The organism is Parafannyhessea umbonata, assembly GCF_900111255.1.
In the GTDB taxonomy this organism is placed as follows: Bacteria; Actinomycetota; Coriobacteriia; order Coriobacteriales; family Atopobiaceae; genus Olsenella_J; species Olsenella_J umbonata_A.
Genome location: NZ_FOGP01000003.1, coordinates 194,812 through 220,198, shown reverse-complemented (window position 1 = coordinate 220,198; position 25,387 = coordinate 194,812). Strand labels below are relative to the sequence as shown.

At 61.4% G+C, this 25,387-nt stretch carries 35 protein-coding genes; all 35 read left to right on the top strand.

The genetic code is table 11. From position 1 onward, the window contains the following. The first annotated feature begins 13 nt into the window (after positions 1-13). The 35 genes from rpsJ (at position 14) to truA (ending at position 25,355) form a co-directional block, all read left to right on the top strand. Positions 14-322: a 30S ribosomal protein S10 gene (gene rpsJ / locus BMY31_RS05360; RefSeq protein ID WP_078687451.1), complete on the top strand. Its 309-nt coding sequence runs from the start codon at positions 14-16 to the stop codon at positions 320-322. Positions 323-629: 307 nt separating this feature from the next. After that, a complete protein-coding gene (gene rplC, locus BMY31_RS05355) occupies positions 630-1,250 on the top strand; it encodes a 50S ribosomal protein L3 (protein WP_078687452.1) in 621 nt (206 codons plus the stop codon). Positions 1,251-1,293: 43 nt separating this feature from the next. Further along, positions 1,294-1,920: a 50S ribosomal protein L4 gene (rplD, locus tag BMY31_RS05350; RefSeq protein WP_078687453.1), complete on the top strand. Its 627-nt coding sequence runs from the start codon at positions 1,294-1,296 to the stop codon at positions 1,918-1,920. Then, positions 1,920-2,225: a 50S ribosomal protein L23 gene (gene rplW / locus BMY31_RS05345; protein ID WP_078687454.1), complete on the top strand. Its 306-nt coding sequence runs from the start codon at positions 1,920-1,922 to the stop codon at positions 2,223-2,225. Before rplD ends, rplW begins: the two co-directional genes overlap by 1 nt. Positions 2,226-2,362: 137 nt before the next feature. Then, the gene (gene rplB / locus BMY31_RS05340; RefSeq protein ID WP_078687455.1) at positions 2,363-3,199 is read left to right on the top strand and encodes a 50S ribosomal protein L2; all 837 of its coding nucleotides are present in this window, start codon (positions 2,363-2,365) and stop codon (positions 3,197-3,199) included. A 27-nt stretch (positions 3,200-3,226) separates the two neighbouring features. After that, positions 3,227-3,487, top strand: coding sequence for a 30S ribosomal protein S19 (gene rpsS / locus BMY31_RS05335; RefSeq protein ID WP_078687456.1), 261 nt, complete (start codon positions 3,227-3,229; stop codon positions 3,485-3,487). Positions 3,488-3,504: 17 nt separating this feature from the next. Beyond that, positions 3,505-3,858, top strand: a complete 354-nt coding sequence (rplV, locus tag BMY31_RS05330) for a 50S ribosomal protein L22 (RefSeq protein ID WP_078687457.1) — start codon at positions 3,505-3,507, stop codon at positions 3,856-3,858. 7 nt (positions 3,859-3,865) lie between these two features. After that, complete coding sequence (rpsC, locus tag BMY31_RS05325) at positions 3,866-4,579, top strand: 30S ribosomal protein S3 (protein ID WP_078687458.1); 714 nt, start codon at positions 3,866-3,868, stop codon at positions 4,577-4,579. Beyond that, a complete protein-coding gene (rplP, locus tag BMY31_RS05320; protein WP_078687459.1) occupies positions 4,579-5,004 on the top strand; it encodes a 50S ribosomal protein L16 in 426 nt (141 codons plus the stop codon). Before rpsC ends, rplP begins: the two co-directional genes overlap by 1 nt. A 6-nt stretch (positions 5,005-5,010) precedes the next feature. Then, positions 5,011-5,226, top strand: a complete 216-nt coding sequence (gene rpmC / locus BMY31_RS05315; protein ID WP_078687460.1) for a 50S ribosomal protein L29 — start codon at positions 5,011-5,013, stop codon at positions 5,224-5,226. A gap of 17 nt (positions 5,227-5,243) precedes the next feature. Then, positions 5,244-5,510, top strand: a complete 267-nt coding sequence (rpsQ, locus tag BMY31_RS05310; RefSeq protein ID WP_078687461.1) for a 30S ribosomal protein S17 — start codon at positions 5,244-5,246, stop codon at positions 5,508-5,510. An 80-nt stretch (positions 5,511-5,590) separates the two neighbouring features. Then, on the top strand, positions 5,591-5,959 hold the full coding sequence (rplN, locus tag BMY31_RS05305) for a 50S ribosomal protein L14 (protein ID WP_078687462.1): 369 nt from the start codon (positions 5,591-5,593) through the stop codon (positions 5,957-5,959). 14 nt (positions 5,960-5,973) lie between these two features. Further along, positions 5,974-6,288, top strand: coding sequence for a 50S ribosomal protein L24 (gene rplX / locus BMY31_RS05300; RefSeq protein WP_078687463.1), 315 nt, complete (start codon positions 5,974-5,976; stop codon positions 6,286-6,288). 250 nt (positions 6,289-6,538) lie between these two features. Further along, positions 6,539-8,512, top strand: a complete 1,974-nt coding sequence (locus tag BMY31_RS05295; protein WP_091008967.1) for a hypothetical protein — start codon at positions 6,539-6,541, stop codon at positions 8,510-8,512. Between the two features lie 29 nt (positions 8,513-8,541). Then, the gene (locus tag BMY31_RS05290; RefSeq protein WP_143802941.1) at positions 8,542-13,410 is read left to right on the top strand and encodes a Spy0128 family protein; all 4,869 of its coding nucleotides are present in this window, start codon (positions 8,542-8,544) and stop codon (positions 13,408-13,410) included. Further along, complete coding sequence (locus BMY31_RS05285) at positions 13,410-14,213, top strand: hypothetical protein (protein WP_091008962.1); 804 nt, start codon at positions 13,410-13,412, stop codon at positions 14,211-14,213. The genes BMY31_RS05290 and BMY31_RS05285 overlap by 1 nt, the downstream gene beginning before the upstream one ends. A gap of 270 nt (positions 14,214-14,483) precedes the next feature. After that, positions 14,484-15,041 (top strand): 50S ribosomal protein L5, encoded by a 558-nt coding sequence (gene rplE, locus BMY31_RS05280; RefSeq protein ID WP_078687467.1) that lies wholly within the window; start codon positions 14,484-14,486, stop codon positions 15,039-15,041. A 56-nt stretch (positions 15,042-15,097) separates the two neighbouring features. Next, the gene (locus BMY31_RS05275) at positions 15,098-15,283 is read left to right on the top strand and encodes a type Z 30S ribosomal protein S14 (RefSeq protein ID WP_032110525.1); all 186 of its coding nucleotides are present in this window, start codon (positions 15,098-15,100) and stop codon (positions 15,281-15,283) included. Between the two features lie 87 nt (positions 15,284-15,370). Beyond that, positions 15,371-15,769 carry a 30S ribosomal protein S8 gene (gene rpsH, locus BMY31_RS05270; RefSeq protein ID WP_078687468.1) on the top strand — a complete coding sequence of 133 codons (399 nt, stop codon included), beginning with the start codon at positions 15,371-15,373 and terminating at the stop codon, positions 15,767-15,769. Between the two features lie 28 nt (positions 15,770-15,797). Further along, positions 15,798-16,334: a 50S ribosomal protein L6 gene (rplF, locus tag BMY31_RS05265; protein WP_078687469.1), complete on the top strand. Its 537-nt coding sequence runs from the start codon at positions 15,798-15,800 to the stop codon at positions 16,332-16,334. Positions 16,335-16,396: 62 nt separating this feature from the next. After that, entirely contained in the window at positions 16,397-16,765 is a 369-nt protein-coding gene (rplR, locus tag BMY31_RS05260) for a 50S ribosomal protein L18 (protein WP_078687470.1), read from the top strand. Positions 16,766-16,776: 11 nt separating this feature from the next. After that, positions 16,777-17,298 (top strand): 30S ribosomal protein S5, encoded by a 522-nt coding sequence (gene rpsE / locus BMY31_RS05255; protein ID WP_078687471.1) that lies wholly within the window; start codon positions 16,777-16,779, stop codon positions 17,296-17,298. 2 nt (positions 17,299-17,300) lie between these two features. Continuing rightward, positions 17,301-17,489, top strand: a complete 189-nt coding sequence (gene rpmD, locus BMY31_RS05250; RefSeq protein WP_078687472.1) for a 50S ribosomal protein L30 — start codon at positions 17,301-17,303, stop codon at positions 17,487-17,489. A gap of 10 nt (positions 17,490-17,499) precedes the next feature. Beyond that, entirely contained in the window at positions 17,500-17,949 is a 450-nt protein-coding gene (gene rplO / locus BMY31_RS05245) for a 50S ribosomal protein L15 (RefSeq protein ID WP_078687473.1), read from the top strand. Continuing rightward, positions 17,943-19,223, top strand: coding sequence for a preprotein translocase subunit SecY (secY, locus tag BMY31_RS05240; protein WP_091008958.1), 1,281 nt, complete (start codon positions 17,943-17,945; stop codon positions 19,221-19,223). The genes rplO and secY overlap by 7 nt, the downstream gene beginning before the upstream one ends. Positions 19,224-19,409: 186 nt before the next feature. Further along, positions 19,410-20,036, top strand: a complete 627-nt coding sequence (locus BMY31_RS05235; RefSeq protein WP_091008955.1) for an adenylate kinase — start codon at positions 19,410-19,412, stop codon at positions 20,034-20,036. Beyond that, positions 20,033-20,833, top strand: a complete 801-nt coding sequence (gene map / locus BMY31_RS05230; RefSeq protein ID WP_078687476.1) for a type I methionyl aminopeptidase — start codon at positions 20,033-20,035, stop codon at positions 20,831-20,833. The genes BMY31_RS05235 and map overlap by 4 nt, the downstream gene beginning before the upstream one ends. Before the next feature lie 146 nt (positions 20,834-20,979). Then, entirely contained in the window at positions 20,980-21,198 is a 219-nt protein-coding gene (gene infA, locus BMY31_RS05225; RefSeq protein ID WP_078687477.1) for a translation initiation factor IF-1, read from the top strand. Positions 21,199-21,344: 146 nt separating this feature from the next. Next, a complete protein-coding gene (gene rpmJ, locus BMY31_RS05220; RefSeq protein WP_002563183.1) occupies positions 21,345-21,458 on the top strand; it encodes a 50S ribosomal protein L36 in 114 nt (37 codons plus the stop codon). 15 nt (positions 21,459-21,473) lie between these two features. Then, the gene (gene rpsM, locus BMY31_RS05215) at positions 21,474-21,845 is read left to right on the top strand and encodes a 30S ribosomal protein S13 (protein ID WP_078687478.1); all 372 of its coding nucleotides are present in this window, start codon (positions 21,474-21,476) and stop codon (positions 21,843-21,845) included. A gap of 10 nt (positions 21,846-21,855) precedes the next feature. Then, positions 21,856-22,257, top strand: coding sequence for a 30S ribosomal protein S11 (gene rpsK, locus BMY31_RS05210; protein WP_078687479.1), 402 nt, complete (start codon positions 21,856-21,858; stop codon positions 22,255-22,257). A gap of 17 nt (positions 22,258-22,274) precedes the next feature. After that, complete coding sequence (rpsD, locus tag BMY31_RS05205) at positions 22,275-22,868, top strand: 30S ribosomal protein S4 (RefSeq protein WP_078687480.1); 594 nt, start codon at positions 22,275-22,277, stop codon at positions 22,866-22,868. A gap of 23 nt (positions 22,869-22,891) precedes the next feature. Then, positions 22,892-23,833: a DNA-directed RNA polymerase subunit alpha gene (locus BMY31_RS05200; RefSeq protein ID WP_078687481.1), complete on the top strand. Its 942-nt coding sequence runs from the start codon at positions 22,892-22,894 to the stop codon at positions 23,831-23,833. 36 nt (positions 23,834-23,869) lie between these two features. Then, on the top strand, positions 23,870-24,316 hold the full coding sequence (rplQ, locus tag BMY31_RS05195) for a 50S ribosomal protein L17 (RefSeq protein WP_078687482.1): 447 nt from the start codon (positions 23,870-23,872) through the stop codon (positions 24,314-24,316). Positions 24,317-24,506: 190 nt separating this feature from the next. Then, positions 24,507-25,355: a tRNA pseudouridine(38-40) synthase TruA gene (gene truA, locus BMY31_RS05190; RefSeq protein ID WP_091008952.1), complete on the top strand. Its 849-nt coding sequence runs from the start codon at positions 24,507-24,509 to the stop codon at positions 25,353-25,355. Positions 25,356-25,387: the final 32 nt, after the last annotated feature.

Here is a 25,387-nt window from a genome sequence, read left to right as displayed (position 1 = left end):
GGAGGTATTTCAAGTGTCAAGCCAGAAGATCAGGATCCGCCTCAAGGGCTACGATCACGAGGTCATCGACCAGTCCGCGAAGCTCATCGTCGACACCGCTCAGAAGACCGGTGCCCGCGTCTCCGGCCCTATTCCTCTGCCTACCGAGCGCAACCTCTACACGGTCATTCGCTCGCCGCACAAGGACAAGGACAGCCGTGAGGAGTTCGAGATGCGCACCCACAAGCGTCTGATCGACATCCTCGACCCCAGCTCCTCGACCGTCGACTCGCTCATGCGTCTCGACCTTCCCGCGGGCGTTGACATCGAGATCAAGCTCTAAGCTCTTCTCAGCAGCGTATATTTGGACCCCTCCGCTCGGAGGGGTCCTTTTTACGTTTGCCGAATTTGCAGGGATTGTGAGATGAAAACTAGTGAGCCAAGCCACGGTGCCGTGCGTGTACACTATTCAGGCTGCACTTTTATGGGGATTGCTGCGTCTATCCACTTGCCGACACCTGTGAGTCGGTACCTGCCCGTGGATGCCGGCAAGAAGCATGAGGGTGAGGCACACGTCAGATGTGGTCCGCTGGGGGAGAGCGCAGGACGCGCTCCTTTGGTCCCATGACCACCTAAGGAAAGGACCAGGAATGGTCAGCATGATTCTCGGCCGTAAGATCGGGATGACGCAGGTGTGGGATGAGAACGACAACGTCGTCCCCGTCACCGTCGTCCAGGCCGGCCCCTGCACCGTCTCGCAGGTCAAGACGAAGGCAACCGACGGCTACGACGCCGTTCAGCTTGGCTTCGGAGACATCACGTCCAAGCACGTCAACAAGCCCATGGCGGGTCACTTTGCCAAGGCTGGCGTCGAGCCCATGCGCTACCTTCGCGAGGTCCGCGTTGCTGAGGGCGAGGAGCACAACACTGGCGACGTCGTCACTGTTGCCGACTTCGCCGACGTCACGACCGTCGACGTCACCGGCACCTCCAAGGGCAAGGGCTTCCAGGGCACCATCAAGCGCTGGAACTTCTCGCGTGGCCCCATGACCCACGGCTCTCGCAACCAGCGTCGCCCGGGCTCCATCGGCCAGTGCGCGTACCCCGCTCGCGTCCGCAAGGGCCTCCACATGGCAGGCCACATGGGCGATGAGCGCGTCACCGTCAAGAACCTCAAGCTCGTTCGCGTCGATGCTGAGCAGAACCTCATGCTCATCAAGGGTGCAATCCCCGGCGGCAAGAACGCCCTCGTCTCCATCCGCATGGCCTAAGGGCCCGTTGGAAAACAATCCTTTAGGTCTATAAGGAGGACTAATGTCCAAGATCGATCTTAAGAACGTTGAGGGAAAGGCGGCCGGTACGGTCGAGCTCTCCTCTGACGTCTTCGGCATCGAGCCGAACATCCCGGTCGTGCACCAGGTCGTTGTTGCCTATGAGGCATGCATGCGCCAGGGCACGCACTCCACCAAGAACCGCTCTGCGGTCTCCGGCGGCGGCGTCAAGCCATTCCGCCAGAAGGGTACCGGCCGTGCTCGTCAGGGCACCATCCGTGCGCCTCAGTGGGCTGGCGGCGGCGTTGTCTTTGGCCCCAACCCCCACAGCCACGCCAAGCGCAGCAACAACAAGGAGAAGAAGCTCGCTATGCGCTCCGTCCTCTCCGGCAAGCTCGCTGACTCCCAGCTCTTCCTCCTGGATGAGCTGAAGCTCGAGGAGGGCAAGACCAAGCAGGCCAAGGCTGTCCTCGTTGCCCTGGGCGTCGCTGACAAGCGTGTCACCGTTGTCGTTGCCGACGACGACGTCCAGACCTACCTTGCCTTCAGGAACCTCCCGAAGGTCAACGTCATTGGCGTTTCCGAGGCCAACACCCGCAACCTCATCGACAACAGCGCTCTCGTCATGTCCGCTGCGGTTGCCAAGCAGCTCGAGGAGGTGCTCGCATAATGAACTCCGCCTACGAAGTCATCATCCGCCCGGTCGTCTCCGAGCGTTCCTTCGACCTTATGGCTGAGGGCAAGTACACCTTCGAGGTTTCCGCTAAGGCCCCCAAGGAGGAGATTGCCTCCGCCGTTGAGAAGCTCTTCAACGTGCACGTCAAGAAGGTCAACACCATGTGGGTCAAGCCCAAGAACAAGCGCGTGCGCTATGTCACCGGCAAGACTCGCACCTGGAAGAAGGCCGTCGTCACTCTCGCTGAGGGTGAGCAGATCGAGGTCTTCTCCAACCAGCAGGCAGCTGCTGAGGAGTAGTTAAGCCGCCCGAGCCTCCTTTGGGAGGCCGGGCTGTTATGCCGCACGTGATGGATACGCGCGGTACCGTGGTAATCCGGTGTCGTCTCGCCACTCCCTGAGCGAGATGGCCAACGGAACAGAAAGGGAATGAAGTAATGGCAGTTAGACACCTCAAGCCTACGAGCGCAGGCCGTCGTTGGCAGACGATCTCCGACTTCGCTGAGATCACCACCGACAAGCCCGAGAAGTCTCTCCTCGAGCCCCTGCCCAAGAAGGCTGGCCGTAACAACAACGGCCGTATCACCACCCGTCACCAGGGTGGCGGCAACAAGCGCCAGTACCGCAGGATCGACTTCAAGCGCCAGATGGACGACGTGCCGGCTAAGGTCGCCACGATTGAGTATGACCCCAACCGCTCTGCTCGCATCGCCCTTCTCCACTACCTGAACGGCGCCAAGGCCTACATCCTCGCTCCCGAGGGACTGCACGTTGGCGACATGGTCGTCTCTGGCACCAAGGACGTCGACATCAAGCCGGGCAACTGCACGACGCTCTCTGAGATTCCCGTCGGCACGCTTGTCCACAACGTCGAGTTCCAGCCTGGCAAGGGCGCCGCAATGGCTCGCTCCGCCGGCACCTCCGTCCAGCTGATGGGCAAGGACAACGGCTATGCGGCTCTTCGCATGCCCTCCGGCGAGCTTCGCCGCGTCCTTCTCACGTGCCGCGCCACCATCGGTGTCGTTGGCAACGCCGAGCACGGCAACATCGTCATCGGCAAGGCTGGCCGCAAGCGCCACATGAACGTTCGTCCGACCGTTCGTGGTACCGTCATGAACCCTGTCGACCACCCGCACGGCGGCGGCGAGGGCAAGAACCACACCTCTGGTCGTCCTTCCGTTACTCCTTGGGGTATCCCGACGAAGGGCAAGAAGACCCGCGACCCGAAGAAGGCTTCGAACCGCCTCATCATTCGTCGTCGCAACAAGAAGTAGTCGGAACACGAATAGGAGATTCCAAGAATGAGCAGAAGTCTCAAGAAGGGCCCGTTTGTGGAGACTCGCCTCCTTGCGCGTGTCGCCGCTCAGAACGAGGCTGGTACCAAGGACGTCATCAAGACTTGGTCGCGTTCTTCCACCATCTTCCCCGAGATGGTCGGTCACACGATCGCTGTCCACGACGGCCGCAAGCACGTCCCCGTATACGTCACTGAGTCCATGGTTGGTCACAAGCTTGGCGAGTTCTCTCCCACGCGCACCTTCCGCGGCCACAAGCAGGCATAACAGGGGGTATGGAGTAAATGGCTAACAACACTGAGGTCAAGGCCACCGCGAAGTACGTGCGCATGGCGCCGCGTAAGGTCCGCATGGTCGTCGACCAGATTCGTAACAAGTCCGTTGATAAGGCGCTCGAGGTTCTTCAGTTCTCCACCCGCGCTGCCGCTGAGCCGGTCGCCAAGGTCCTGCGCTCTGCCGTTGCCAACGCCGAGAACAACAACAACCTCCGCGCTGACAACCTTGTGGTGAAGTACGCCTACGTCGACGAGGGTCCCACGCTCAAGCGCATCCGTCCTCGCGCCAAGGGCTCCGCTTCGCGCATCAACAAGCGCACGAGCCACATCACTGTCGTCGTTGCACCTGGAAAGGAGGCGTAGGGGAAGAATGGGTCAGAAAGTACAGCCTACCGGCTTCCGTCTCGGCATCACCGAGGAGTGGCGTTCCCGTTGGTACGCCGATAAGAAGGACTACGCCAAGAGCCTTGGCAACGATCTCGAGATTCGCAAGTTCCTCGAGAAGAAGCTTGCTTCCGCCGCACTGTCTCGCGTTGACATCGAGCGCACCGGCGACAAGGTGAAGGTCGTCATCTACACCGGCCGCCCCGGCATCGTCATCGGCAAGAAGGGCGCCGAGATCGACAACCTTCGTGGCGAGCTCGAGAAGATCTCCGGCGTCACCAAGGGCAACATCTCCGTCGACGTCATCGAGGTCAAGCGTCCTGAGCTCGACGCGCAGCTCGTCGCTCAGTCCATCGCCGAGCAGCTCGAGGGCCGCATCGCCTTCCGTCGCGCCATGCGCAAGGCCGTCCAGTCCGCTCGCAAGGCTGGCGCCAAGGGCATTCGTATCCAGTGCTCCGGCCGTCTGAACGGCGCCGAGATGGGCCGTCGTGAGTGGTACCGCGAGGGCCGCGTGCCCCTGCACACCCTCCGTGCCAAGATCGGTTTCGGCGAGGCCACCGCTCGCACCACCATGGGCGCCTGCGGCATCAAGGTTTGGATTTACCTCGGCGAGAAGATGCCCGGCCAGCCTGCGCCCAACCCGGCGCTTGAGGGCACGAGCCGTCCCCGTCGTGGTCGCAATGAGAGGAGGGGCCGTTAATGCTCGCACCTAAGCGCGTTCTTCACCGCAAGGTCCAGCGTGGCTCCATGAAGGGCCACGCAAAGGGCAACACCGAGCTCCACTTCGGTGAGTACGGTCTCGTCGCCCTTGAGGCTCACTGGATCACCAACCGTCAGATCGAGGCCGCTCGTATCGCCATGACTCGTGAGATGAAGCGTGGCGGCAAGGTCTGGATCACCATCTTCCCGGACAAGCCCATCACCAAGAAGCCCGCTGAGACCCGCATGGGTTCCGGTAAGGGTAATCCCGAGGAGTGGGTGGCTGTCGTCAAGCCCGGCCGCATCATGTTCGAGCTTGGTGGTGTCGAGGAGTCCGTTGCCAAGGAGGCCTTGCGCCTTGCTCAGCACAAGCTCCCGATCAAGACCAAGATCGTGACCCGCGCCAAGTCGGACGTGGAGGAGTAACCAACTATGAAGTACCAGGACATTCGTGAGCTTTCCGACGAGGAGCTTGCCCAGAAGCTCGAGGACGGCCGCGCGGAGCTCTTCAACCTCCGCTTCCAGATGGCTACCAGCCAGCTCGACAACACGGCCCGCGTGACCCTCGTCAAGCGCGACATCGCTCGCATCCAGACCGAGATGCGCGCTCGTAAGAATGCAGCGGACAACGCCGCTGCGCAGAACTAGTTCGCAGGAGATAAGAAATGGCAGATACCGAAAGCAGGAACGCGCGTAAGGTCCGCACCGGTGAGGTCATCTCCCTCTCCGGCGACAAGACCATCACCGTTCAGATCACTTACCGTAAGCACCACCCCAAGTACGGCAAGATGATGACCATCCACAAGAAGCTCCACTGCCACGACGAGAAGAACGAGTGCGGTCTTGGTGACACCGTTCGCGTCATGGAGACCCGTCCGATGTCCAAGACCAAGCGTTGGCGCGTCGTGGAGATCGTGGAGAAGGCCAAGTAACGATCGTATTCACCCCATTCCCTAACGTGCGGCGCTCGTGTGACCGCACCTCTTAGGGGAACCCGTTCGGAGGAACTGTAATGATTCAGATGGAGACCATGCTCAACGTCGCTGACAACAGCGGCGCGAAGCGCGTGAAGTGCATCAAGGTCATGGGTGGCTCCAAGCGCCGTTACGCGGGCCTCGGCGACGTCATCATGTGCGCCGTGCAGGAGGCTACGCCGGGCGGCTCCGTGAAGAAGGGCGACGTCGTTCGCTGCGTTGTCGTTCGCACGGTCAAGGAGTCCCGTCGTAAGGACGGCAGCTACATCAAGTTCGACCAGAACGCCTGCGTTCTGGTCGACAAGGAAGGCGAGCCCAAGGGCACCCGTATTTTCGGGCCCGTCGCTCGCGAGCTGCGCGACCACAAGTACATGAAGATCGTCTCGCTCGCACCCGAGACGCTGTAGGGAGAGAGACACTCATGGCAAAGATGAATGTTAAGAAGGGAGACCAGGTCGAGGTCCTGTCCGGCAAGGACAAGGGCACTCAGTCCGAGGTCATTGCTGCCCTTCCCGCTGAGGGTAAGGTCATCGTTCGCGGCGTTGCAGTCGTGAAGAAGGCCCAGCGCCCGACCCAGGCCAGCCAGCAGGGCGGCATTGTCGAGAAGGAGGCTGCAATCGACGTCTCCAACGTTGCTCTCGTCTGCCCCAGCTGCGGCAAGGCCACTCGTGTCGGCCACGACGTCGAGGACGGCAAGAAGGTCCGCGTCTGCAAGAAGTGCGGCGCCAAGTTCTAAGTTTTGCTTAGACGACTTTCAGAGGCTCGTTCCCGTAAGGGGATGGGCCTCTTTTTTCATGTCGCGAGGCTGTCAATTTGATGCTTGCGCGAAAAAACGTTTTGACTCCGGTAGACGTTACGGTCCAGGCGTTGACTGGGATAGACTGACAAAGGTCATTTATGGTCAAAACTGTCAATATATATTCGGTAAGCGAGGCGGCGCAGTGAACGTGCGCAATGCAGAAATTAATCGAATGCAACTACGCGGAATGCGGTTTAGGGGCGTTGCGCTGACAGGTGCATGTGCGGCTTCCCTGGGACTGGGGCTCCTGTGCGTCCCGACGAGCGCCCTGGCGCTGAGCGTCACGGGCAACGACTGCTATGCGCTTGTACAGAGCGGCACCTCGATCGATGTCCTCTCGGTGGACGGAAGCGTCGGCGATACGGTGTACTGCTCGGTTACCAAAGACGGCAAGCTCTTCGCCGACCATCTTGCGTACACTCTCTCGAACGACGGGCTTGCGTCTTCCGACGGAGGGGTCACCGGAATCGTGTCTGCGGACTTCGGCGCAATCGACCCCTCGGCAAGCTACGAGATAAGCGCCTATTCCGACTTTGACGAGCACGCCCTTCTCTACCGCGGAAGGGTGGAGCCGGTCTATGCGGAGCTGGATGGCGTTGCTGGGAAGCGTCTCATTGCCTGGAGGACCATCGGATCCGAGCAGCGCGCGTTTGCGGCGCCCAAGACGATCTCGTATGGCAGCGACACCTACGAACTCGACGGAGGCTGCACGGCCTCTTCTGCGTATCGATACAAGGCGCAAAACGATGGTCACGAGGTGGAGTCTGGCTCGATTACGTATGTGGATGACAGCGGAGAAAGGCTTCTTGTCCAGGGCATAGGTGACGTCGCCTGGGGCGAGCATCGCTCGGTCGAGGTGCCTCAGATCATCAAGGCCGACAATGGCGGCTATTACCGCACGGTCTTCTTTAACAAGACGCTCGACGCCGCGAACCCTGGGCAGCGCGACTTTACGGTGCGCTGCAAGAAGGTGAGTGACGGCCTTGCCGGGAAGCAGGGGTTCTATACTGCGAAGATTCGCATGGTCGACGAACGGGGCAACGTGCTTGCCTGCGACAGCGTCTCGGTTGCTGGCGACGTCATCTACGCCAATCCGCCCGCGCTCTACAAGGATGCCGACCGCGACGGCGTGATCGAGGCGTACGAGCTTGACGGCGACGCGACGCTTTCGCTTGCCCCCGGTGACGAGGGCGTGCAAGACGGGCAGCGCACCTTTGACGTGCGCTATCGCCGCGTGCAGGGCAAGACCTACTGGCAGATCGTCAAGATCGATGCCACCCAGGAGGGGTCGGGCAGGGTGCTCGGCATGGAGCGCGTCGAGGTTGGCCCGTCCAACGGGGCTTCTTGTCCGGCGAGCTACTACGCTGGCAACATGGACGTTGACGGCAAGACTTGGTCTCCCGTCAACGGTAGCGACTTCAGCTACGTGTGGGGCCAGAGCGGCCCCGTCACATATGTCTACTACGCCCCAAGGGGGACCAAGGTCGACCGTTCGGACCGCGCCGTTACGGTCAGGTACGTCGACGTTGCGACGGGGGAGCAGATTGGCGAGGACAACCGCACGCTGAGCGCCGACATGCGCGAGGACGTCGTCATCGATACGCCAGCAAGCCTGACCGTCGGGCCGAAGAGCTACGTCCGACTCGACGGGCAGGAGGGTGGCGTCAGGACCGGCTACTACACGCCCGGCTCCACGTACACCGTCTACTACCGCGACGTGAACGACAGTGCAAGCCAGCGCACCGTCATCACCAATGTGCTATTCGACTTCGTTCCGGGGAGGACGACCTACGTCGACCTGGGAACCGAACGCGACGGAACACGCGAGGACACGTCTGACCAGCGTTCCGCGTCGCCGCGTGATGCGGTCACGACGGGCGCTCCGGCGGGGCAGCAGCTGTCGACGGTGGACAACGGGTTTGGTGACGCGACAATCGTGAACGGCGAGGGCGACGACCTTAACACCGTGCGCATTGACGACAACGAGACGCCGCTCGCCTCGGGTGGTGCGGGCACGTGGGCAGCAGAGACGCCCCTTTGGGAGAAGTGCCTGGCCGCCATCGCGGGCGCGGCCGCGCTTGCGCTGGTGATTGTGGCCGTGCTCCGCAGACGCAGGAGGCGCGCGGAGGACGATGGCGCAGACGGACGCGAGGTCCGCTAGGTATGAGAGCTCGAATCGAGAGAACGAACGTGAAGGACAGCATGAGCATGGGGCGCAGGGCCCTTTCCGCATTTCTTGCATTCGCCATGGTGGTGACCCAGATGCCGGTGACGGCTGGCGCTGTCGAGGAGGGGAGGGAGGAGGCGCCCGTTGCGGTTGCGGCGCCAGCCCAACCCGTGGACGTGGCCCTGGGCCTCGAGGGAGCGTACATCAGCTACAACGGACAGACCATCAGCGCGCCTGCGACTAAGGTGACGCTTCCCGCTGGCGCAGACTTCAGGTTCAGAGTCTCGCCCGACGAGGGGCGCGAGCTTGACGAGGTCTCGGTCTCGGTCAATGGCGGCAAGCAGGTGCTCGCCCCTGACGCGGACGGCGTGTATACCGTTCGCGCCAGCCAGATTCAGGGCGGTATGGGCATCGGCGTGAGCACGCACGAGGCCGAGCGGGTGCAGGACGGCGTCGAGGCGACGTCGCTCGCCACAAGCGCGAACAACCTTTCTGCGGCGAACGGCAGGCAGCTGGACTTCTCGCTTCAGCTGACCGACTCCGACGGCAAGCCCGCTAACGACCAGATTGGCGAGAGGCTTGCCGTCTACATCGAGGGTCCGAACAACGCCCGCGTGACGGCGCCGCTCGAGTATCGCGGAAACGGCCTGTATGGTGCAAACGTTGACGAGCTGCGCGACCAGAACGGCAACAAGATCGGCGGCGGAGGCGGCTCGATTGACCCGAACGTCTCGTACAAGGTCACGCTCTTCACGGGAAGCGACCTGAGGGCGGAGCACAAGTACGACCAAAACGAGGCCAGGTACTCTACGGGAGACGTGCTGAGCAACAGGTACGTCCTGACGCTGCCCCAGGGAGACGCGAAGGCGGGGCAGGAGTACAAGATCGAGGCCAAGGGCTTCTCGGCTCCCGGAAGCGACACGTACAACTCCATCCTGAAGGGAGGCGTGTACTACGGCGTCATCGCGCGAGACTTCACCCTCATGGGAGGGGACGCGGAGACCAACGTCGCGGCCATCACGGGCAGGTGTAGCACGCAAACGGGAAACGACAAAACCAATCCCGTCGAGCAGACGTTCATCTTGGCTCACGTCGACACCGAGTTCAAGATCAAGGGCGACGGCGCGTACGTCAAGACCAACCCCGAGGACAAGGGCAAGGTCGCGAGCGTCGGGGCAAGCTACCTCAAGATTGACGACAGCGAGTCCGCGGAGCAACTCGAGGCCGAGGTAAATGCCCTTCTGGACCAGGGTCGCTCCCAGTCGGCCACACTCGGCGCTCATCAGGCCAACGCCGCACTGTCCTACAACAAGAACAGCCAGAAGTACGAGCTTGACACGAGGGGTCGCGGTGCGGGCGCCTACTATGTGACGCTTGACGACGACCTCTACGGCAAGGCGCTCTCGGAGGCGTCCAGGCTGCAGATTTACAAGGACGACAACCAGGCCATCGTGTTCAACGTCACGGGCAACGTGTCCAGAATCCAGAAGTACGACGTCAATGGCCAGGGCGCCGACAGCTTCCTGGGTGACCAGGCAGCGAAGGCCGGAGTGCCCACCAGCATCGTCTGGAACTTCATGAACGCCACGGACCTCGACATCTGCGGCTCCATCACTGGCGTCGTACTTGCGCCCAAGGCCTGCGTTAAGGTTGACGGGACGTCGAGCGGCTGGCTCGTGGCCGACAAGGTCGTCATCGGCAGCGGCGAGTGGCATAACGTCTACGACAAGGAGAAGGTCCTTCACGAGGGGTCGTCGGCAACGCTCGGTGCGAACAAGCTGGTAGACGGCAGCGACTCGACGGCCTCGGGCTTCTCCTTCGACCTCGACTACAAGGATGGCGACCGGTGGAAGACGATCCAGACCAAGCAGAACGACGGCAAGGACGTCACGTTCGACGCGATCGAGTACAACCAAGACAACTACAGTTCCTCGACCGACGGACAGGACTACCTGTACCGCATCAGGGAGTCGCAGGGCGCGACCGACGCAGACGGCAACTCCTACAAGTCGGACGCGACCGTCTACTACGCCAAGGTGAGGGTCGCCCGCGTGGTCTCCACCCAGAATGGTACGACGGCGTACCAGTATGTTGCGTCCGACCCCGAGTACTACTACGACGAGGCATGCACGCAGCCCGTAGAGGGTAAGCCTTGCTTCAACAACGCGAAGACCACCATGGCGCGCGCCACGGCAACGCTCGGCGTGTCCAAGGACTACAACAAGTGGGAGAAGGGCACTGCATTCGGCTTCAGGCTGAGCCCGCTGACCCAGGGCGCCCCTATGCCCGATTCCGACGCCATCACCGCGACGAGCGACAACAAGGCGCCTTCCTTCGGCGAAATCGAGTTTGACGCGCCTGGCCGCTACGAATATCAGATTGCGGAGCAGCTGCCCCAGGGCGTGGATGCCCAGCACGCGACCAAGGACGGCGTCGTCTATGACACGTCGGCGCACAAGGCCGTGGTCGACGTCCGCAAGGAGGGCGACAGCCTCGTCGCGAGCGTGAGCTATGACGACGGTCGGGCGGAGGTCCCCGTCTTCCGCAACAGCTACGAGGCGAAGGGCTCCCTGACGCTCGAGGGGACCAAGACCCTCACTGGCAAGACGCTCGAGGCGGGTGCCTATCACTTCACCGTTCGCGAGGGGCAGGACGTTGTGGCGACGGGCACTAACGATGCGAGCGGGAAAATCATCTTCGCTCCCATCGAGTACACCTGCAAGGACGTCGGAAGCCACAGCTACACCGTGAGCGAGGATGGCGCCGGGCAGACGGGGGACGGTGTCACGTACTCTTCCGCAACCTATACGGTGACGGCAAATGTCGCCGACAACGGCGACGGCACCCTTGGCGTGACGGCCTCAGATAGCGCACGCGCGCTTGACTTCGTCAACACGTACCAAACCGATCCCACGGGCGTGACCGTAGAGGGCACGAAGGTCCTCAAGGGCCGCGACCTCAAGGCCGGGGAGTTCGCCTTCGGCTTGTACGAGAGCTCCGACGCGACCGAGCCGCTGGTCACCGCCACCAACCGTGCGGACGGCACGTTCTCGCTTAGCACTCCTGCAAACCAGTTTACTAAGGCGGGCAGCTACCACTACGTGGTGAGGGAGCTTGCGCCCCAGGACGATGCCGCGCGCGGGGGAGTCACCTACGACGACAGCGCGCAGCCCGTCACGATCAATGTTGCCGACAACGGCCGGGGCCAGCTGGAGGCGACCGCCTCCTACGACAACGGCGGCATTGCCTTTACCAACAGCTACGAGGCCCAGGGTTCGGCTGCGGTCGAGGTCCGCAAGGCCTTCAGATCCGCCGCGGGGCAGGCACTTCCCCTTGCGGAGGGCCAGTTCAGCTTCACGCTCTCCGACGCCGACGGCAACGTTGTGGGGCAGGCGACCAACGGATCCGACGGCACGGTGAGGTTCCAGCCGCTCGCCTTTGACTCCTCGCAGATGGTTGAGGGCGGCAAGCGCGTTTACGAGAAGGACTTCGCATACTCCGTGCGCGAGGACATTCCCTCCGGGGCCACCGACAACGGCGACGGGACCCGGACGCTTGACGGCGTCACCTATGATGCTCACGAGGCCAAGGTGACGGTTCACGTCACCGACGACGGCAGCGGAACCCTGCAGACCGCCGTCAGCTACGACGGCGATGCGGCGAGCGGCGATCCAGCGACCTTCGTCAACACGCGCTTCGACGCGACCGCGTCCATCCGTGCGGAGAAGCACTACTTCGGGCCCGATGGCGCCGCGTCCTTCTCGTATGAGCTCAAGGCGGCCGATGCCCAGGGCAATTCGCGCTCCGGGGCAGGCGTTGCGTATGCCGGGGGGCAGGACGTGGTCGATGACGGCCAGCAGTTCAGCGTGACCGTTCACAACCAGAAGTTCGCGAACGGCGTCGCCGGGGTCGACCTTCCCCAGATCGGCTACCGCAAGCCGGGCGACTATTACTATGTCCTGCGCGAGCTGCAGGACCAGCCTGACGCCAACGACCTCAGCGAGTATCTGATCAGGGTCCACGTCGCCCCTGACCAGACCACCTCGGTCTGCCAGCAGCTTATGGGGGTGGATGCGAGCCTTTCGAGCGACCGCGCAATTGCCTTTTACAACAACGCCAACGTGAGGCTTTCCTTCAGGGGCGTCTCGCTTGCGGGCAAGGCCCAGAGGGTCCGCAAGGTGAGCGTCGTCCCCGAAGTGAGGAAGGAGCTCAAGGGTGCCACGATGAGCGCGGGGCAGTTCCGCTTCGCCCTTCTGGACGCCCAGGGCAATCTGTTGGCCACGGCGACCAACGGCGCGACGGGCGCCGTTAGGTTCGATGCGTCCAGCCAGCAGGACGGTTCCGGGCAGCTGATCGGCGGACTTACGTTCACACAGCCCGGCGAGTATGAATTCCGCATCGTCGAGCAGGCTGACGGCTCCGACCAGACCATCAACTACGATGGCTCGACCATCGTCTATCACGTGTCGGTGACCGAGGGCAAGGGCGGCAGGCTGGTCGCGCGCGGAAGCTACGCTAAGGACGGGGCCCCGACCGACGACCCGACATTCGTGAACTCCGTCAAGACGCTTGCGGTCCGCGTCCAGAAGCGTTCGAAGGACGCGCCGTACGAGCCGCTTGCCGACGCCCGCTACGGGTTGTGGATGATAGACGCCAACGGCAACGATGTCTACATGGGCAACCAGGTTTCGGGCGACGACGGCTACATGACCTTCGACGTGCCCCTCACCGAGGGTGTCGCCTACTACTTCAAGGAGGAGACCGCCCCTGCCGGCCACCTGGTCGACCCGTATCGCTCCGCGTACTTCACGGTGAGCGCCGAGGGTGGCACGTACCACCTCGTCTACGAGGACGATCCGACGTTCTCTCAACTCGTCAAGGGACTGAAATAATGAATCGCATCGACAATGGGGCGGCCCGCTGCGCCGCGCCTCTTCTGCTCGTGGTGACGATTTGCGCGGCGCTCTCGTGCGCGCTTGCGGCGCCGGCGGTCGCTGCCGACGTGACGCTCGAGTACAAGCACGACGGCGCCGGCGTGAGCGACGAGACCACCAAGCTCAACGTCGCCAAGGTCGGCTCCGACGGCGGGGAGTACGTCGTGGGCGCCCACATGGCCATCTTCACCCAGGAGGACTACGACGCAGGCGACCTCTCGGACCCCGTCGACAGCTGGTGGACGGCAAGCGAGGTGCACCATATCGCCAAGAACGCGCGCCTCAACGCGTCGGCCAATGCGGCCGATGCCACACGCTACGTCCTCGTGGAGCTTGCCGCCCCGGACGGCTACCAGAAGGCGGACCCCGTCAGCTTCTATCTGCTCTCGGACTCCAACTTCGAGACCACGGTGGTCATTTTGGCCGGCGCCGAGAAGGCGGACGGCTCCCAGAACTGCGTTCTGACCGACAAGTTCAGCTTTGCCCTCTATGACGACGCGCTGCCGGACGAGCGCACCGTGACCGTCACCAAGCGCGGCGAGGACGAGGCCGTCGCGCGCGAGGGGGAGGGGCAGACACCCAAGCAGGCGTCACTCTTCGAGCGTCTGGCCCAGACCGGCGACCTCGTTGCGCCAATCGCCCCGGCGCTCGCGCTCGGGCTTGTGGCGATCGGCCTTGGCCTTGTGGCCCGCCATAAGAAGTCCGGCCACGGCGCGACCAACCACGACGATACGGCGGACAAGGAGCATCAGGGCGACTAACACCGCATTTGGGTATATGTGTAGAAACAGGGGAGAAGGGCTTGACGACTCGGACGCCAAGCCCTTCTCGCGTACGTGAACAAGCTGCGGAGAATTGTGGATATTCCAGCTATCGGCCCCTTTCGGCTCCTAAGGGCGTATTATTGCAACTTGCGTCTCTAGATAGGGAGAGCTATGTCTCGAACTCATCTGGCGCAACCGGCTCCTGGAGCCATCCAGGAGGTGCGAGGACCGACCCCGCACTTAAAACCCCATAGTAAGGAGTGTCAAATGGCAGAGAGCATCACCCCGCGCCTCAAGGAGAAGTACCGCTCCGAGATTCGCGGCGAGCTGCAGAAGCAGTTCAACTACAAGAACGTCAACATGATCCCGAAGATCGAGAAGATCGTCGTTAACATGGGCGTCGGCGAGGCCGCTACCGACTCCAAGGCCATCGAGGGCGCCGTCCGCGACCTTCGCGCCATCACCGGCCAGCAGCCGATGGTCACGCACGCTCGCAAGTCGATCGCAACCTTCCACCTGCGTCAGGGCCAGGCTATCGGCGCCAAGGTTACCCTCCGCGGCGACCGCATGTACGAGTTCCTGGATCGCCTGATCGCCATCGCCATCCCGCGCATCCGCGACTTCCGAGGCATCAAGGCCAACAGCTTTGACGGCCACGGCAACTTCTCCATGGGCGTCACCGAGCAGCTGATCTTCCCCGAGATCGACTTCGACTCCATTGACCGCACTCGTGGTATGGACATCACCATCGTGACCACCGCCCAGACTGACGAGGAGGGCAAGGCACTCATCGCTGCCTTCAACTTCCCGTTCAAGAAGGCCTAGTCAATAGTTTGTAAGTCGCCCCAGGGAGTCTGGGGCCTCTTCCTGAAGGAGGATTTGTGGCTAAGACATCGATGATCGTCAAGGCGAACCGCGAGCCGAAGTTCTCGACGCGCAAGCAGAACCGTTGCCAGCGCTGTGGGCGTCCCCACTCCGTTTACCGCAAGTTTGGTCTCTGCCGTGTCTGCTTCCGCGAGCTGGCTAGCAAGGGCGAGCTCCCTGGCGTCCGCAAGGCAAGCTGGTAAGAAGGAGCTCTCGCGTGCAGGCGCTGGGGCCATGGGCTCGAGTGAACCGCATGCGCAGTTTCATCACTAACAAAGGAGAAGGAATCAATGAAGGTTACTGATCCCATCGCAGACATGCTCACGCGCATCCGCAACGCTAACAGCGCGGGCAAGCAGGAGGTCTCCATGCCCTCCAGCAAGGTGCTCGTCGAGATCGCGCGCGTCATCTGCGAAGAGGGCTACATCGAGAGCTACGAGGTCGAGGACACCAAGCCTCAGAAGACCCTCCACATCACGCTCAAGTATGGCGCCCGTAACGCGAAGGTCATCCGCGGCATCCGTCGCATCTCCAAGCTTGGCCTCCGCATCTACGCGACCAAGGACGAGCTGCCCCGCGTCATGGGTGGTCTCGGCACGGCCGTTATCTCCACTTCCAAGGGCATGATGTGCGACCGCGATGCTCGCAAGCTCGGCATCGGCGGCGAGGTCATCTGCTTCGTCTGGTAACTCGTCAGAATCACGATAGGAGGAGACAATGTCTCGTATTGGTAAGAAGCCTGTCACGGTTCCGGCTGGAGTTACTGTGACCATCGAGGGCACCACCGTTACGGTCAAGGGCGGCAAGGGCGAGCTCACTCGCACCTTCTCCGACCTTCTGACCATCGCACAGGAGGGCGAGGAGATTCTCGTCACCCGCAACGACGACACCACTGAGTCCAACGCTCAGCAGGGCCTCACCCGCACCCTCATCAACAACATGGTTGTTGGCGTCTCCGAGGGCTACGAGAAGAAGCTCGAGCTTACGGGCGTCGGCTACCGTGTCGCTCTCAAGGGCAAGGATCTCGACCTCTCCCTTGGCTACTCTCACCCCGTTGTCTACGTTGCTCCCGAGGGCATCTCTTTCGACGTCCCCGACAACACCCACATCACCGTGAAGGGCATCTCCAAGGAGCAGGTCGGCCAGGTTGCCGCCGAGATCCGTTCCAAGCGTGCTCCCGAGCCGTACAAGGGCAAGGGCATTCACTACGAGGGCGAGCACATTCGTAGGAAGCTCGGCAAGGCTGCTAAGTAGTCTCGCTGACGATAAGGAAAGACCATCACCCCGTCAGGTGATGGCGTGGTTAAGGAGAAGGAATGAACAAGAACCAGGCAAAGCGCGCCGGCCTCAAGCGCCGCCAGCGCCGCATTCGCGCCAAGGTTTCCGGCACCGCCGAGCGCCCTCGTCTGAGCGTTCGTCGTACCAACGCCAACATCTATGCCTCCGTCATCGACGATGTCGCAGGCAGGACCCTTTGCTCCGCTTCTACGCTCAGTGCTGAGTTCAAGGCTGAGAACAAGATCGGCTCCAACAAGGAGGCCGCGGAGTTCGTCGGCAAGCTCGTTGCAGAGCGTGCTCTCGAGAAGGGCGTCACCGAGGTTACCTTTGACCGCGGTGGCCACATCTATCACGGCCGCGTAAAGGCCCTGGCCGACGCCGCTCGCGCTGCGGGCCTGAAGTTCTAGGAGGAATTTGAATGCCACGTGATCGTAAGCGCCAGAATGACTCCGATCTTCAGGAGCGCGTAGTCTACATCCACCGTGTCTCTAAGACCGTCAAGGGCGGCAGCCGCATGTCGCTCGTCGCTCTCGTCGTCGTCGGCGACGGCAAGGGCAACGTCGGCCTTGGCATGGGCAAGTCCGCTGAGGTCCCCCAGGCCATCCAGAAGGGCGTCGAGGATGCTAAGAAGAACATGTTCAAGGTGCCTGTCACCGAGGGCGGTTCCATTCCTCACCCCGTCGAGGGCCACTACGGTGCGGGCCACATCATCATGAGGCCGGCTGTCGAGGGTACCGGTGTTATCGCCGGCGGCCCCGTCCGTCCTCTCTTCGAGCTCGCGGGTATCCGCAACGTCATCTCCAAGTCTCTCGGCACCAACAACGCTCTTAACGCGATCAAGGCTGCCGCCGAGGCTCTCAAGGAGCTCAACAGCCCCGAGGAGGCCGCAGCACGTCGCGGCATCACCGTCAGCGAGATGTTCAACGGTAAGGAGGCATAACGATGGCAGAGAAGAAGCTCACCGTTAAGCTCGTCCGCAGCGCCGTTGCGTCCGTCAAGGAGGACCAGACTCGCACTTGTCGTGCAATGGGTCTCCGCAAGATCGGCGACGTCTCCGTGCTGCCCGACAACCCGAGCGTTCGTGGAATGATCTTCAAGGTCAAGCACCTTGTTGAGGTTGAAGAGAACTAGGAGTTATCCAATGCAGCTCAATGATCTTCGTCCCGCGGAGGGCGCCAAGAAGAACCGCAAGCGCATCGGCCGCGGTAACTCTTCTGGTCACGGCACCACTGCCGGCCGCGGCACCAAGGGCCAGCTTTCCCGCTCCGGCGGTGGCAAGGGCGCAGGATTCGAGGGTGGCCAGCAGCCGCTCGCCATGCGTCTTCCTAAGCTCCCCGGCTTCACCAATCACAACCGTGTCGAGTACGCTCCTGTGAACGTCGCTCGCCTCGAGGGCCTTTTCGCCGACGGCGACACCGTCGATGCTGAGTCCCTGATGGCCAAGGGTGTTATCAAGCACGACTACATCCCTGTTAAGGTCCTGGGCGACGGCGAGCTCACCAAGAAGCTTACGGTGAAGGTTGATAAGGTCTCCGCCTCTGCTAAGGCCAAGATCGAGGCGGCCGGAGGAAAGGTCGAGCAGGCGTGCTAAAGGGAATTGCAAACGCATTCCGAGTTCCTGAGCTTAGGAACAAGATTCTGGTTACGGTCGGAATCCTGCTCCTCTATCGCTTTGGCGCCTATCTTCCCGCGCCGGGCGTGCCCTTCAAGGGCATGCTCGACGCGTTCTCTGCCGCGTCCGCTGGCAGCGGAGCCATTGCGGTTCTGAATCTGTTCTCCGGCGGCGCACTTTCTCGCGTCTCCGTGTTCAGTCTGGGAATCATGCCCTACATCACCGCGCAGATTATTCTGCAGATGTTCCAGGCAGTGATTCCCTCTCTGGGCGAGCTTGCCAAGGAGGGCGAGTCCGGCCAGCGCAAGATTACGCAGTACACTCGTTATCTGACGATTGTCCTTGCGCTCATCAACGCGATTGGCTACCTCTTCCTCTTTAAGAGCTACGGCATTGATTTCTCCCAGATGGGCTTCCCTGAGGTCATCGAGGACTTCGTCATCGTGGGCGTCCTTCTGACGGGTGCTATCATCATTATGTGGCTGGGTGAGGTTATCACGCAGCGCGGCATCGGCAACGGCATGTCTCTCATCATCTTTGCGAACATCATCGCCGGTCTGCCTACTGCCCTAATCTCTTCGATTAATAGCGACTCCATGGGCATGATCATTACGATCATTACCCTGCTCGTCGTCATCGCCATCATTCCGGTGATTATTTACATCGAGCGTGGCCAGCGCCGCATCCCGGTGCAGTATGCCAAGAGGGTCGTTGGTCGCAGGATCATGGGTGGCCAGTCCACGTATCTGCCGATCAAGGTCAACACCGCAGGCGTCGTACCCATAATCTTCGCCTCCGCGCTGCTGTACCTTCCTGCTCAGCTGGCTGTGTTCTTCCCGAGCGTCGGTTGGATCCAGGCGTTCGCGAATGCACTCGCCTCTGGTTGGATTAACTGGGCCCTCTCTGTTCTGCTCATCGTCTTCTTCGCATATTTCTACACTTCCATGGTGTTCAATCCCGAGGAGACGGCCGATCAGCTTCGCAAGGCCGGCGGTTTTATTCCGGGCGTTCGACCTGGTGGCGCTACGGCAGGCTACATCAAGAGCGTTCTCGATCACATTACGCTTCCGGGCGCGCTCTTCATGGCGGTTCTTGCCGTCGTGCCGTCTATTCTTTTCAGCATCACCGGCAACACGCTGATGCAGTCGTTTGGCGGAACTTCGGTGCTGATTCTGGTTGGCGTTGCGATGGATACCATCGCTCAGCTGGAGTCCCAGCTGAAGATGCACAACTACGAGGGCTTCTTTAAGTAAGCTCAAACGCGGTGCGTATTTCAAAAAGAGCCAGGTCTTCCTTTGGAGACCTGGCTCTTCTTTTTCTGCGCGTGGGATTTTTAATTAGCACATTCACGAAAGCCCTGCACGTGGCTAGACTGGTGGATGATGGGCGTTTGCGCCCAATTACTGTTCGCATGTCGTTTTCGAAAGGCGGTCTACCGCATGAACATCGTTCTCCTTGGTGCTCCTGGCGCAGGTAAGGGCACACAGGCTCAGAAGCTCGTCGCGGACTACGGCGTTGCCCACATCTCCACGGGCGACCTTCTTCGCGCTGCCGTTAAGGCCCAGAGCAAGCTTGGCAAGGAAGCCAAGGGCTACATGGACGCAGGCCAGCTCGTTCCCGACCAGCTCGTCATCGACCTCGTCAAGGAGCGTCTCGAGGAGGACGATGCCAAGAAGGGCTTCATCCTTGATGGGTTCCCCCGCAACACCGACCAGGCCGTCGCTCTTGACGGCGAGCTCGAGGCCATGGGGGTGAACCTGGACGCCGCTCTTCTCGTCGACGTCGCCTCTGAGGTCATCATCAGCCGCCTTTCCTCGCGCCGCACTTGCAAGGACTGCGGCTACACCGCTCCCGCCGGCGTTGACACCTGCCCCCGCTGCGGCGGCGAGGTGTATCAGCGCGACGATGACAAGCCTGAGACCATCGCACGTCGCCTCGACACGTATAAGAACCAGACTGAGCCCCTGGTCGAGTACTACGGCGGTCACGGCATCCTGAAGACCGTCGACGGCGACCGTCCCGTCGACGAGGTCTACGCCGATGTCAAGACCCTCCTCGGACTATGATTTTCATTAAGTCCCTGGCGGAGATGGAGGACTATCGCCTGACTGCGGGCGACCTGTCCAAGCGTGCTCTCCGCCTTGCTGGGTCGATGGCCAGGCCGGGAGTCTCTACCGCAGAGATTGATGCGGCCGTAGAGAGGTTCATTAGGCTTCATGATGCCAAGCCGGGCTTCAAGGGCTATGGTGGCTTTCCGGGAAGCCTCTGTGCCTCGGTCAACGAACAGATCGTTCACGGCATCCCCTCTATGGGGGCCATCCTCAAGGACGGAGACATCCTATCAATCGATGTGGGTGCCAACAAAGCCGGCTGGGCGGGAGACAATGCCTGGACATTCTACGTTGGCAACGTGTCCGATGAGGTTCGGGGTCTGTGCGAATGTACGCGAGATTGCCTGAAGGCCGGCATCGAGCAGGCCGTTCCGGGCAACACGCTGGGTGATGTCGGCTACGCGATCCAGAGTCTCGCAGAGGGCAACGGCTACGGCGTCGTGCGTGAGTATGTTGGCCACGGAGTTGGTCACAGCATGCACGAGGACCCCAATGTTCCTAATTACGGGAAGAGGGGACGCGGCGTCCGTCTGCAGGTCGGCATGGTCATTGCCATCGAGCCTATGATCACGCTCGGGTCGTATCGCAATCGAGTACTCGACAACGGCTGGACCGTCGTTACCAAAGATGGGCTTCCCGCCGCTCACTATGAGAACACGATCGGCATCACTGAAGACGGTCCGGTCGTTCTCACGCAGGACGATCACGGCCCGTGGTGTTCGATGCAGGGCGGGGAGAAGGACGCGGGCTAACTCGCTGCGATTATTTGGCTTTGCTCTGAGCATAATCGGGCTCTGTTTGCGCAGTTGATGTGGACGGTGCGTGCCAGTATGGACGTGCCTTTCATACTTATGTATGATATTCAGTCGCTGTGATTAGCAGGGAGAAAGTAGGTAGGGTGAGCAAACAAGCAGGAATCGAGCTGGAGGGCACTGTACTGGAGCCCCTTCCCAACGCGATGTTCAACGTCGAGCTTGAAAACGGCAAGGTCATCCTTTGCACCATTTCCGGCAAGATTCGAATGAACTACATTCGCATCCTTCCGGGCGATAAGGTTGTCGTCGAGATTTCCCCGTATGACCTGACTCGCGGGCGCATCACCTATCGCTATAAGTAACCGGGCAATACAGCTCGCGTCCTCGGACGCATCCAGCCTTTGGATATTCACGCCTGCGGCTGGGCGAGTAGATAGAGGCGTTTCAGCTCCACCTGGGCGCCAGAAGCACCACCAGTTCGTATCCGCACTACCGGAAGGAATTGAGCATGAAGGTACGTCCTTCGGTCAAGAAGATGTGCGACAAGTGCAAGGTCATTCGTCGCCATGGCAAGGTTTACGTGATTTGCGAGAACCCTCGCCACAAGCAGCGTCAGGGCTAAGAGAGGAGTTCGAAGTTGGCACGTATTAATGGTGTCGACCTGCCGCGTGACAAGCGCGTCGAGGTCGGTCTTACGTATCTTTACGGCATCGGTCAGACCAGCGCGACCAAGATCTGCGCGGAGGCCGGCGTTAACCCCGATACCCGCGTCAAGGATCTCACCGAGGACGAGGTGACCAAGATTCGCGATTACATCGACGCGAATTTCACCACCGAGGGTGACCTCCGCCGCGAGGTTCGCACCAACATCTCTCGCCTGATGGAGATTGGCTGCTACCGCGGTCTCCGTCACCGCAAGGGTCTTCCTGTCCACGGCCAGCGCACCCACACCAACGCTCGCACCCGCAAGGGCAAGAAGCGTCAGATCGGTGCAAAGAAGCGCGGTTAGGGAGTAAACAATGGCACAGAAGAAGAACCAGCGCACCACGCACGTCCGTCGCGCTGAGCGCAAGAACATTGCTGTGGGCCAGGCTCACATCAAGAGCACGTTCAACAACACGATCATCTCCATCACCGACCCCCAGGGCAACGTCATCGCCTGGCAGTCTGGTGGTACCGCCGGCTTCAAGGGCTCTCGTAAGTCCACTCCGTTTGCGGCTCAGGTCGCAGCCGAGGCTTGCGCCAAGGCAGCAATGGAGCACGGTCTGCACAAGGTCGTCGTGTACGTCAAGGGCCCGGGTTCCGGTCGCGAGACCGCAGTCCGCTCCCTCCAGGCCGCTGGCCTCGAGGTCTCTGGCATTCAGGACAAGACCCCCATCGCACACAACGGCTGCCGCCCCAAGAAGCGTCGTCGTAACTAGTAGGGAAGGACAGCATAATGGCAATTGATAGGACCCCTGTCCTTAAGAGGTGCCGCCAGCTTGACATCGATCCGATCGTCATGGGCCTCAACAAGAAGTCTAACCGTCAGCCCAAGCGTCGTCGTCGCCAGGAGAGCGAGTACGGCATGCAGCTGCGTGAGAAGCAGAAGGCCAAGTTTATTTACGGCGTTCTCGAGAAGCAGTTCCGCAGCTACTATGACAGGGCTAAGAAGATCGAGGGTGTCACTGGTGACAACCTGATGGCTCTCCTCGAGACCCGTCTTGACAACGTCGTCTTCCGCCTCGGCTTCGCCCGCACTCGCAAGGAGGCCCGTCAGACCGTCCGCCACGGCCACATTACCGTGAACGGCAAGCGCGTCGACATTCCCTCCTATCAGGTGAAGACTGGCGACGTCGTCGCCGTCGCCAACAAGGCGAAGGACCTTCTCCCCATCAAGGAGGCTCTGATCTCCTCTGAGCACATGGCGGTTCCCGCTTGGCTCGAGGTTGACATCGAGAAGCTGCAGGGCTCCGTCCTCCAGACTCCCGCTCGCGATCAGATCGATCTTGAGATTGACGCACAGCTCATCGTCGAGCTCTACTCCAAGTAAGCCTGGAACGGTAGGAGGTATTCATGTCCGAATTCATCCGACCGCAGGTGTCGGTGGAAGAGATTTCCGACAACCTCGCCCGCGTCATCGCGGAGCCGCTCGAGCGTGGCTATGGCGACACCCTCGGCAACTCTCTTCGCCGCGTTCTGCTTTCCTCTCTTGAGGGAGCTGCTGTCGAGTCCATCCAGATCGACGGCGTCCAGCACGAGTTCACGACGGTTGAGGGCGTCCGCGAGGACGTTACCGATATCGTCCTGAACGTCAAGGGGCTCGTGTTCAGCTCCATGGGCACTGGCGACGAGGCAACGGCAACGCTGTCCATCGACGGCCCCTGCACGGTCACTGGCGGCGACTTCCGTGTCCCCGCTGAGTTTGAGCTCGTGAATCCCGACCACGTGATTTGCACGCTGGCCGAGGGTGCGCACCTCACCATGCAGATGACCATCGGTACCGGTCGTGGCTACGTCTCTGGCGACGACAACGAGCGCGACGGTGACCCCATTGGCGTCATCCACGTCGACTCGCTCTTCTCGCCCGTGCGCCGCTGCGCAAAGACCGTCGAGCCTTGCCGTGTTGGCCAGCACACCAACTATGACCGCCTCGTCCTTGAGGTCGAGACGAACGGCTCCATCGCCCCGCGTGACGCGGTCGTCGATGCGGCCAATATCATCAACCAGCACATGAACGCCTTCATGAGCCTGGCTGATGAGGAGGAGCCCGATGAGGACGTCTCCATCTTTGCCACTGGCGTCGAGGAGGACAACACCGAGCTTGACAAGCAGATTGAGGATCTGGACCTCTCCGTCCGCTCCTACAACTGCCTCAAGCGCGCTGGAATCCACTCCGTTCGTCAGCTGGTTGAGTTCTCTGAGAACGACCTGCTCAACATCCGCAACTTTGGCGTCAAGTCCATCGAGGAAGTCAAGGACAAGCTCGAGACCATGGGTCTTGGCCTCAAGGCCTAGGACAAGTCGCACGTTTTACTGAGGAGTAGCTAGACCATGAGACACAACAAGAAGAAGGGTATGAAGCTCGGCACTGATGCCAGCCATACCAAGGCCATGAAGAAGAGCCTCGTCGCTTCTCTTCTTGCCAACGATCGCATCAAGACCCTTGACGTTCGTGCCAAGGCCATTCGTGGCGACGTTGATAGAATCATCACCTGGGCCAAGAAGGGTGACCTTCACTCTCGCCGCCTCGCCATCGCCAAGGTTGGCGACAAGGAGCTCGTCCGCGAGGTCTTTGAAAAGGCCGCTCAGGGCATGTGGGCTGACCGCAACGGTGGTTATACCCGCATCATGAAGCTTGGTCCCCGCAAGGGTGACAACGCAGAGGTTGTCATCATCGAGATCGTGACCGAGCCGGTCGCCAAGGCCGCCAAGACCTCCGTCAAGAAGGTCGAGAAGGTCGAGGCCGCACCTGCCGAGGCTGAGGAGAGCGCCGAGTAGGCTTTGTTCACACAAGAACGTTTGAGGAGGTCCCTTTGGGGCCTCCTTTTTTAGTTGTGGTTCCAAGGGGTTGCCGAAGTCGGGAGGGCTTGCTTGTGTCATATGATTGATGATGGAAGCAAGAGGTGCTGCGGCGGGCTGATTCCATTCCGAGCATGCGTCGCGCCCCGATCAGGTTAGGAGAGACTCGATGTCGGAGCTCGAGTGCGGTTGCCTGCCGCGGGAGGACGTGGCTGGAACCCTCGTCGCACGAATTGGCTATCGCGGAGCGGAGTTCTCGGGCTACGCCGAGCAACCGGGCCAGAGGACCGTCCAGGGCGAGCTCCGTCAGGCGCTTGAGACCGCCCTCAGGCGCCCCGTGGACATGGAGTGCGCCGGAAGGACCGACTCGGGCGTACATGCGCTTGCGCAGTACGTGAGCGTGCCCGTGACGTCTGAGGAGCTTGAGCGCGTCGGCAGAAGGCTTCATGCCTCGCTTGTGGCTCTCACGCCCGATGACATCTCGGTCTTGGGGCTCTTTCGCGCTCGCGCGGGCTTTTCGGCCCGCTTTGACGCCCGTCGACGCAGCTATCGCTATCGCATCTGCTGTGGGCCCGCGCGTCCGGTGCTGGCGTGGGACCATGCCTGGTGGCTCAGGGGCGTCGGTTCGCTAGATGTCGCGGCGATGGACGAGGCCGCGTCGCATCTTGTGGGGGAGCACGACTTCAAGAGCTTCTGCAAGGCGTCTTCGGCGGAGCTCATCGAGTCGGACGGTCGCTCGACCTCTCGATTCCTCGAAGCGGTGCGAGTGACGGATGATATCGAGGGGGGCGAGAAGATCGTGGCGATTGACGTCGTGGGCAATGCTTTCCTGCACAACATGGTTCGCTCGATCACGGGAACCCTGGTCGAGGTCGGCAGGGGACATCGAGATTCCGAGTGGGTCGCGTCCGCGCTTCTCGCCCGGGACCGTAGGGCGGCGGGCCCCACTGCGCCTGCGAAGGGGCTTACGTTCCAGAGTGTGGAGTATGACGAGGGTGCCTTGGTCCCTTGGGTCTAGCTGCCCCCCGGCCTCCTTGGTCTGGTCCCGCA

What these genes read in the sequence shown, in the direction of transcription:
- BMY31_RS05285 (WP_091008962.1), top strand. Translation starts at nt 13,410, where the DNA reads ATGAATCGCATCGACAATGGGGCGGCCCGCTGCGCCGCGCCTCTTCTG.
- BMY31_RS05200 (WP_078687481.1), top strand. Translation starts at nt 22,892, where the DNA reads ATGTCCGAATTCATCCGACCGCAGGTGTCGGTGGAAGAGATTTCCGAC.
- rplD (WP_078687453.1), top strand. Translation starts at nt 1,294, where the DNA reads ATGTCCAAGATCGATCTTAAGAACGTTGAGGGAAAGGCGGCCGGTACG.
- rpsS (WP_078687456.1), top strand. Translation starts at nt 3,227, where the DNA reads ATGAGCAGAAGTCTCAAGAAGGGCCCGTTTGTGGAGACTCGCCTCCTT.
- rplO (WP_078687473.1), top strand. Translation starts at nt 17,500, where the DNA reads ATGCAGCTCAATGATCTTCGTCCCGCGGAGGGCGCCAAGAAGAACCGC.
- rplQ (WP_078687482.1), top strand. Translation starts at nt 23,870, where the DNA reads ATGAGACACAACAAGAAGAAGGGTATGAAGCTCGGCACTGATGCCAGC.
- rplB (WP_078687455.1), top strand. Translation starts at nt 2,363, where the DNA reads ATGGCAGTTAGACACCTCAAGCCTACGAGCGCAGGCCGTCGTTGGCAG.
- rplX (WP_078687463.1), top strand. Translation starts at nt 5,974, where the DNA reads ATGGCAAAGATGAATGTTAAGAAGGGAGACCAGGTCGAGGTCCTGTCC.
- rplR (WP_078687470.1), top strand. Translation starts at nt 16,397, where the DNA reads ATGAACAAGAACCAGGCAAAGCGCGCCGGCCTCAAGCGCCGCCAGCGC.
- rpsQ (WP_078687461.1), top strand. Translation starts at nt 5,244, where the DNA reads ATGGCAGATACCGAAAGCAGGAACGCGCGTAAGGTCCGCACCGGTGAG.
- rplC (WP_078687452.1), top strand. Translation starts at nt 630, where the DNA reads ATGGTCAGCATGATTCTCGGCCGTAAGATCGGGATGACGCAGGTGTGG.
- rplW (WP_078687454.1), top strand. Translation starts at nt 1,920, where the DNA reads ATGAACTCCGCCTACGAAGTCATCATCCGCCCGGTCGTCTCCGAGCGT.
- rpsE (WP_078687471.1), top strand. Translation starts at nt 16,777, where the DNA reads ATGCCACGTGATCGTAAGCGCCAGAATGACTCCGATCTTCAGGAGCGC.
- rpsC (WP_078687458.1), top strand. Translation starts at nt 3,866, where the DNA reads ATGGGTCAGAAAGTACAGCCTACCGGCTTCCGTCTCGGCATCACCGAG.
- rplE (WP_078687467.1), top strand. Translation starts at nt 14,484, where the DNA reads ATGGCAGAGAGCATCACCCCGCGCCTCAAGGAGAAGTACCGCTCCGAG.
- rpsH (WP_078687468.1), top strand. Translation starts at nt 15,371, where the DNA reads ATGAAGGTTACTGATCCCATCGCAGACATGCTCACGCGCATCCGCAAC.
- BMY31_RS05235 (WP_091008955.1), top strand. Translation starts at nt 19,410, where the DNA reads ATGAACATCGTTCTCCTTGGTGCTCCTGGCGCAGGTAAGGGCACACAG.
- rplF (WP_078687469.1), top strand. Translation starts at nt 15,798, where the DNA reads ATGTCTCGTATTGGTAAGAAGCCTGTCACGGTTCCGGCTGGAGTTACT.
- rplV (WP_078687457.1), top strand. Translation starts at nt 3,505, where the DNA reads ATGGCTAACAACACTGAGGTCAAGGCCACCGCGAAGTACGTGCGCATG.
- rpmJ (WP_002563183.1), top strand. Translation starts at nt 21,345, where the DNA reads ATGAAGGTACGTCCTTCGGTCAAGAAGATGTGCGACAAGTGCAAGGTC.
- map (WP_078687476.1), top strand. Translation starts at nt 20,033, where the DNA reads ATGATTTTCATTAAGTCCCTGGCGGAGATGGAGGACTATCGCCTGACT.
- BMY31_RS05295 (WP_091008967.1), top strand. Translation starts at nt 6,539, where the DNA reads ATGCGGTTTAGGGGCGTTGCGCTGACAGGTGCATGTGCGGCTTCCCTG.
- truA (WP_091008952.1), top strand. Translation starts at nt 24,507, where the DNA reads ATGTCGGAGCTCGAGTGCGGTTGCCTGCCGCGGGAGGACGTGGCTGGA.
- rpsK (WP_078687479.1), top strand. Translation starts at nt 21,856, where the DNA reads ATGGCACAGAAGAAGAACCAGCGCACCACGCACGTCCGTCGCGCTGAG.
- rpmC (WP_078687460.1), top strand. Translation starts at nt 5,011, where the DNA reads ATGAAGTACCAGGACATTCGTGAGCTTTCCGACGAGGAGCTTGCCCAG.
- rplN (WP_078687462.1), top strand. Translation starts at nt 5,591, where the DNA reads ATGATTCAGATGGAGACCATGCTCAACGTCGCTGACAACAGCGGCGCG.
- rplP (WP_078687459.1), top strand. Translation starts at nt 4,579, where the DNA reads ATGCTCGCACCTAAGCGCGTTCTTCACCGCAAGGTCCAGCGTGGCTCC.
- rpmD (WP_078687472.1), top strand. Translation starts at nt 17,301, where the DNA reads ATGGCAGAGAAGAAGCTCACCGTTAAGCTCGTCCGCAGCGCCGTTGCG.
- rpsD (WP_078687480.1), top strand. Translation starts at nt 22,275, where the DNA reads ATGGCAATTGATAGGACCCCTGTCCTTAAGAGGTGCCGCCAGCTTGAC.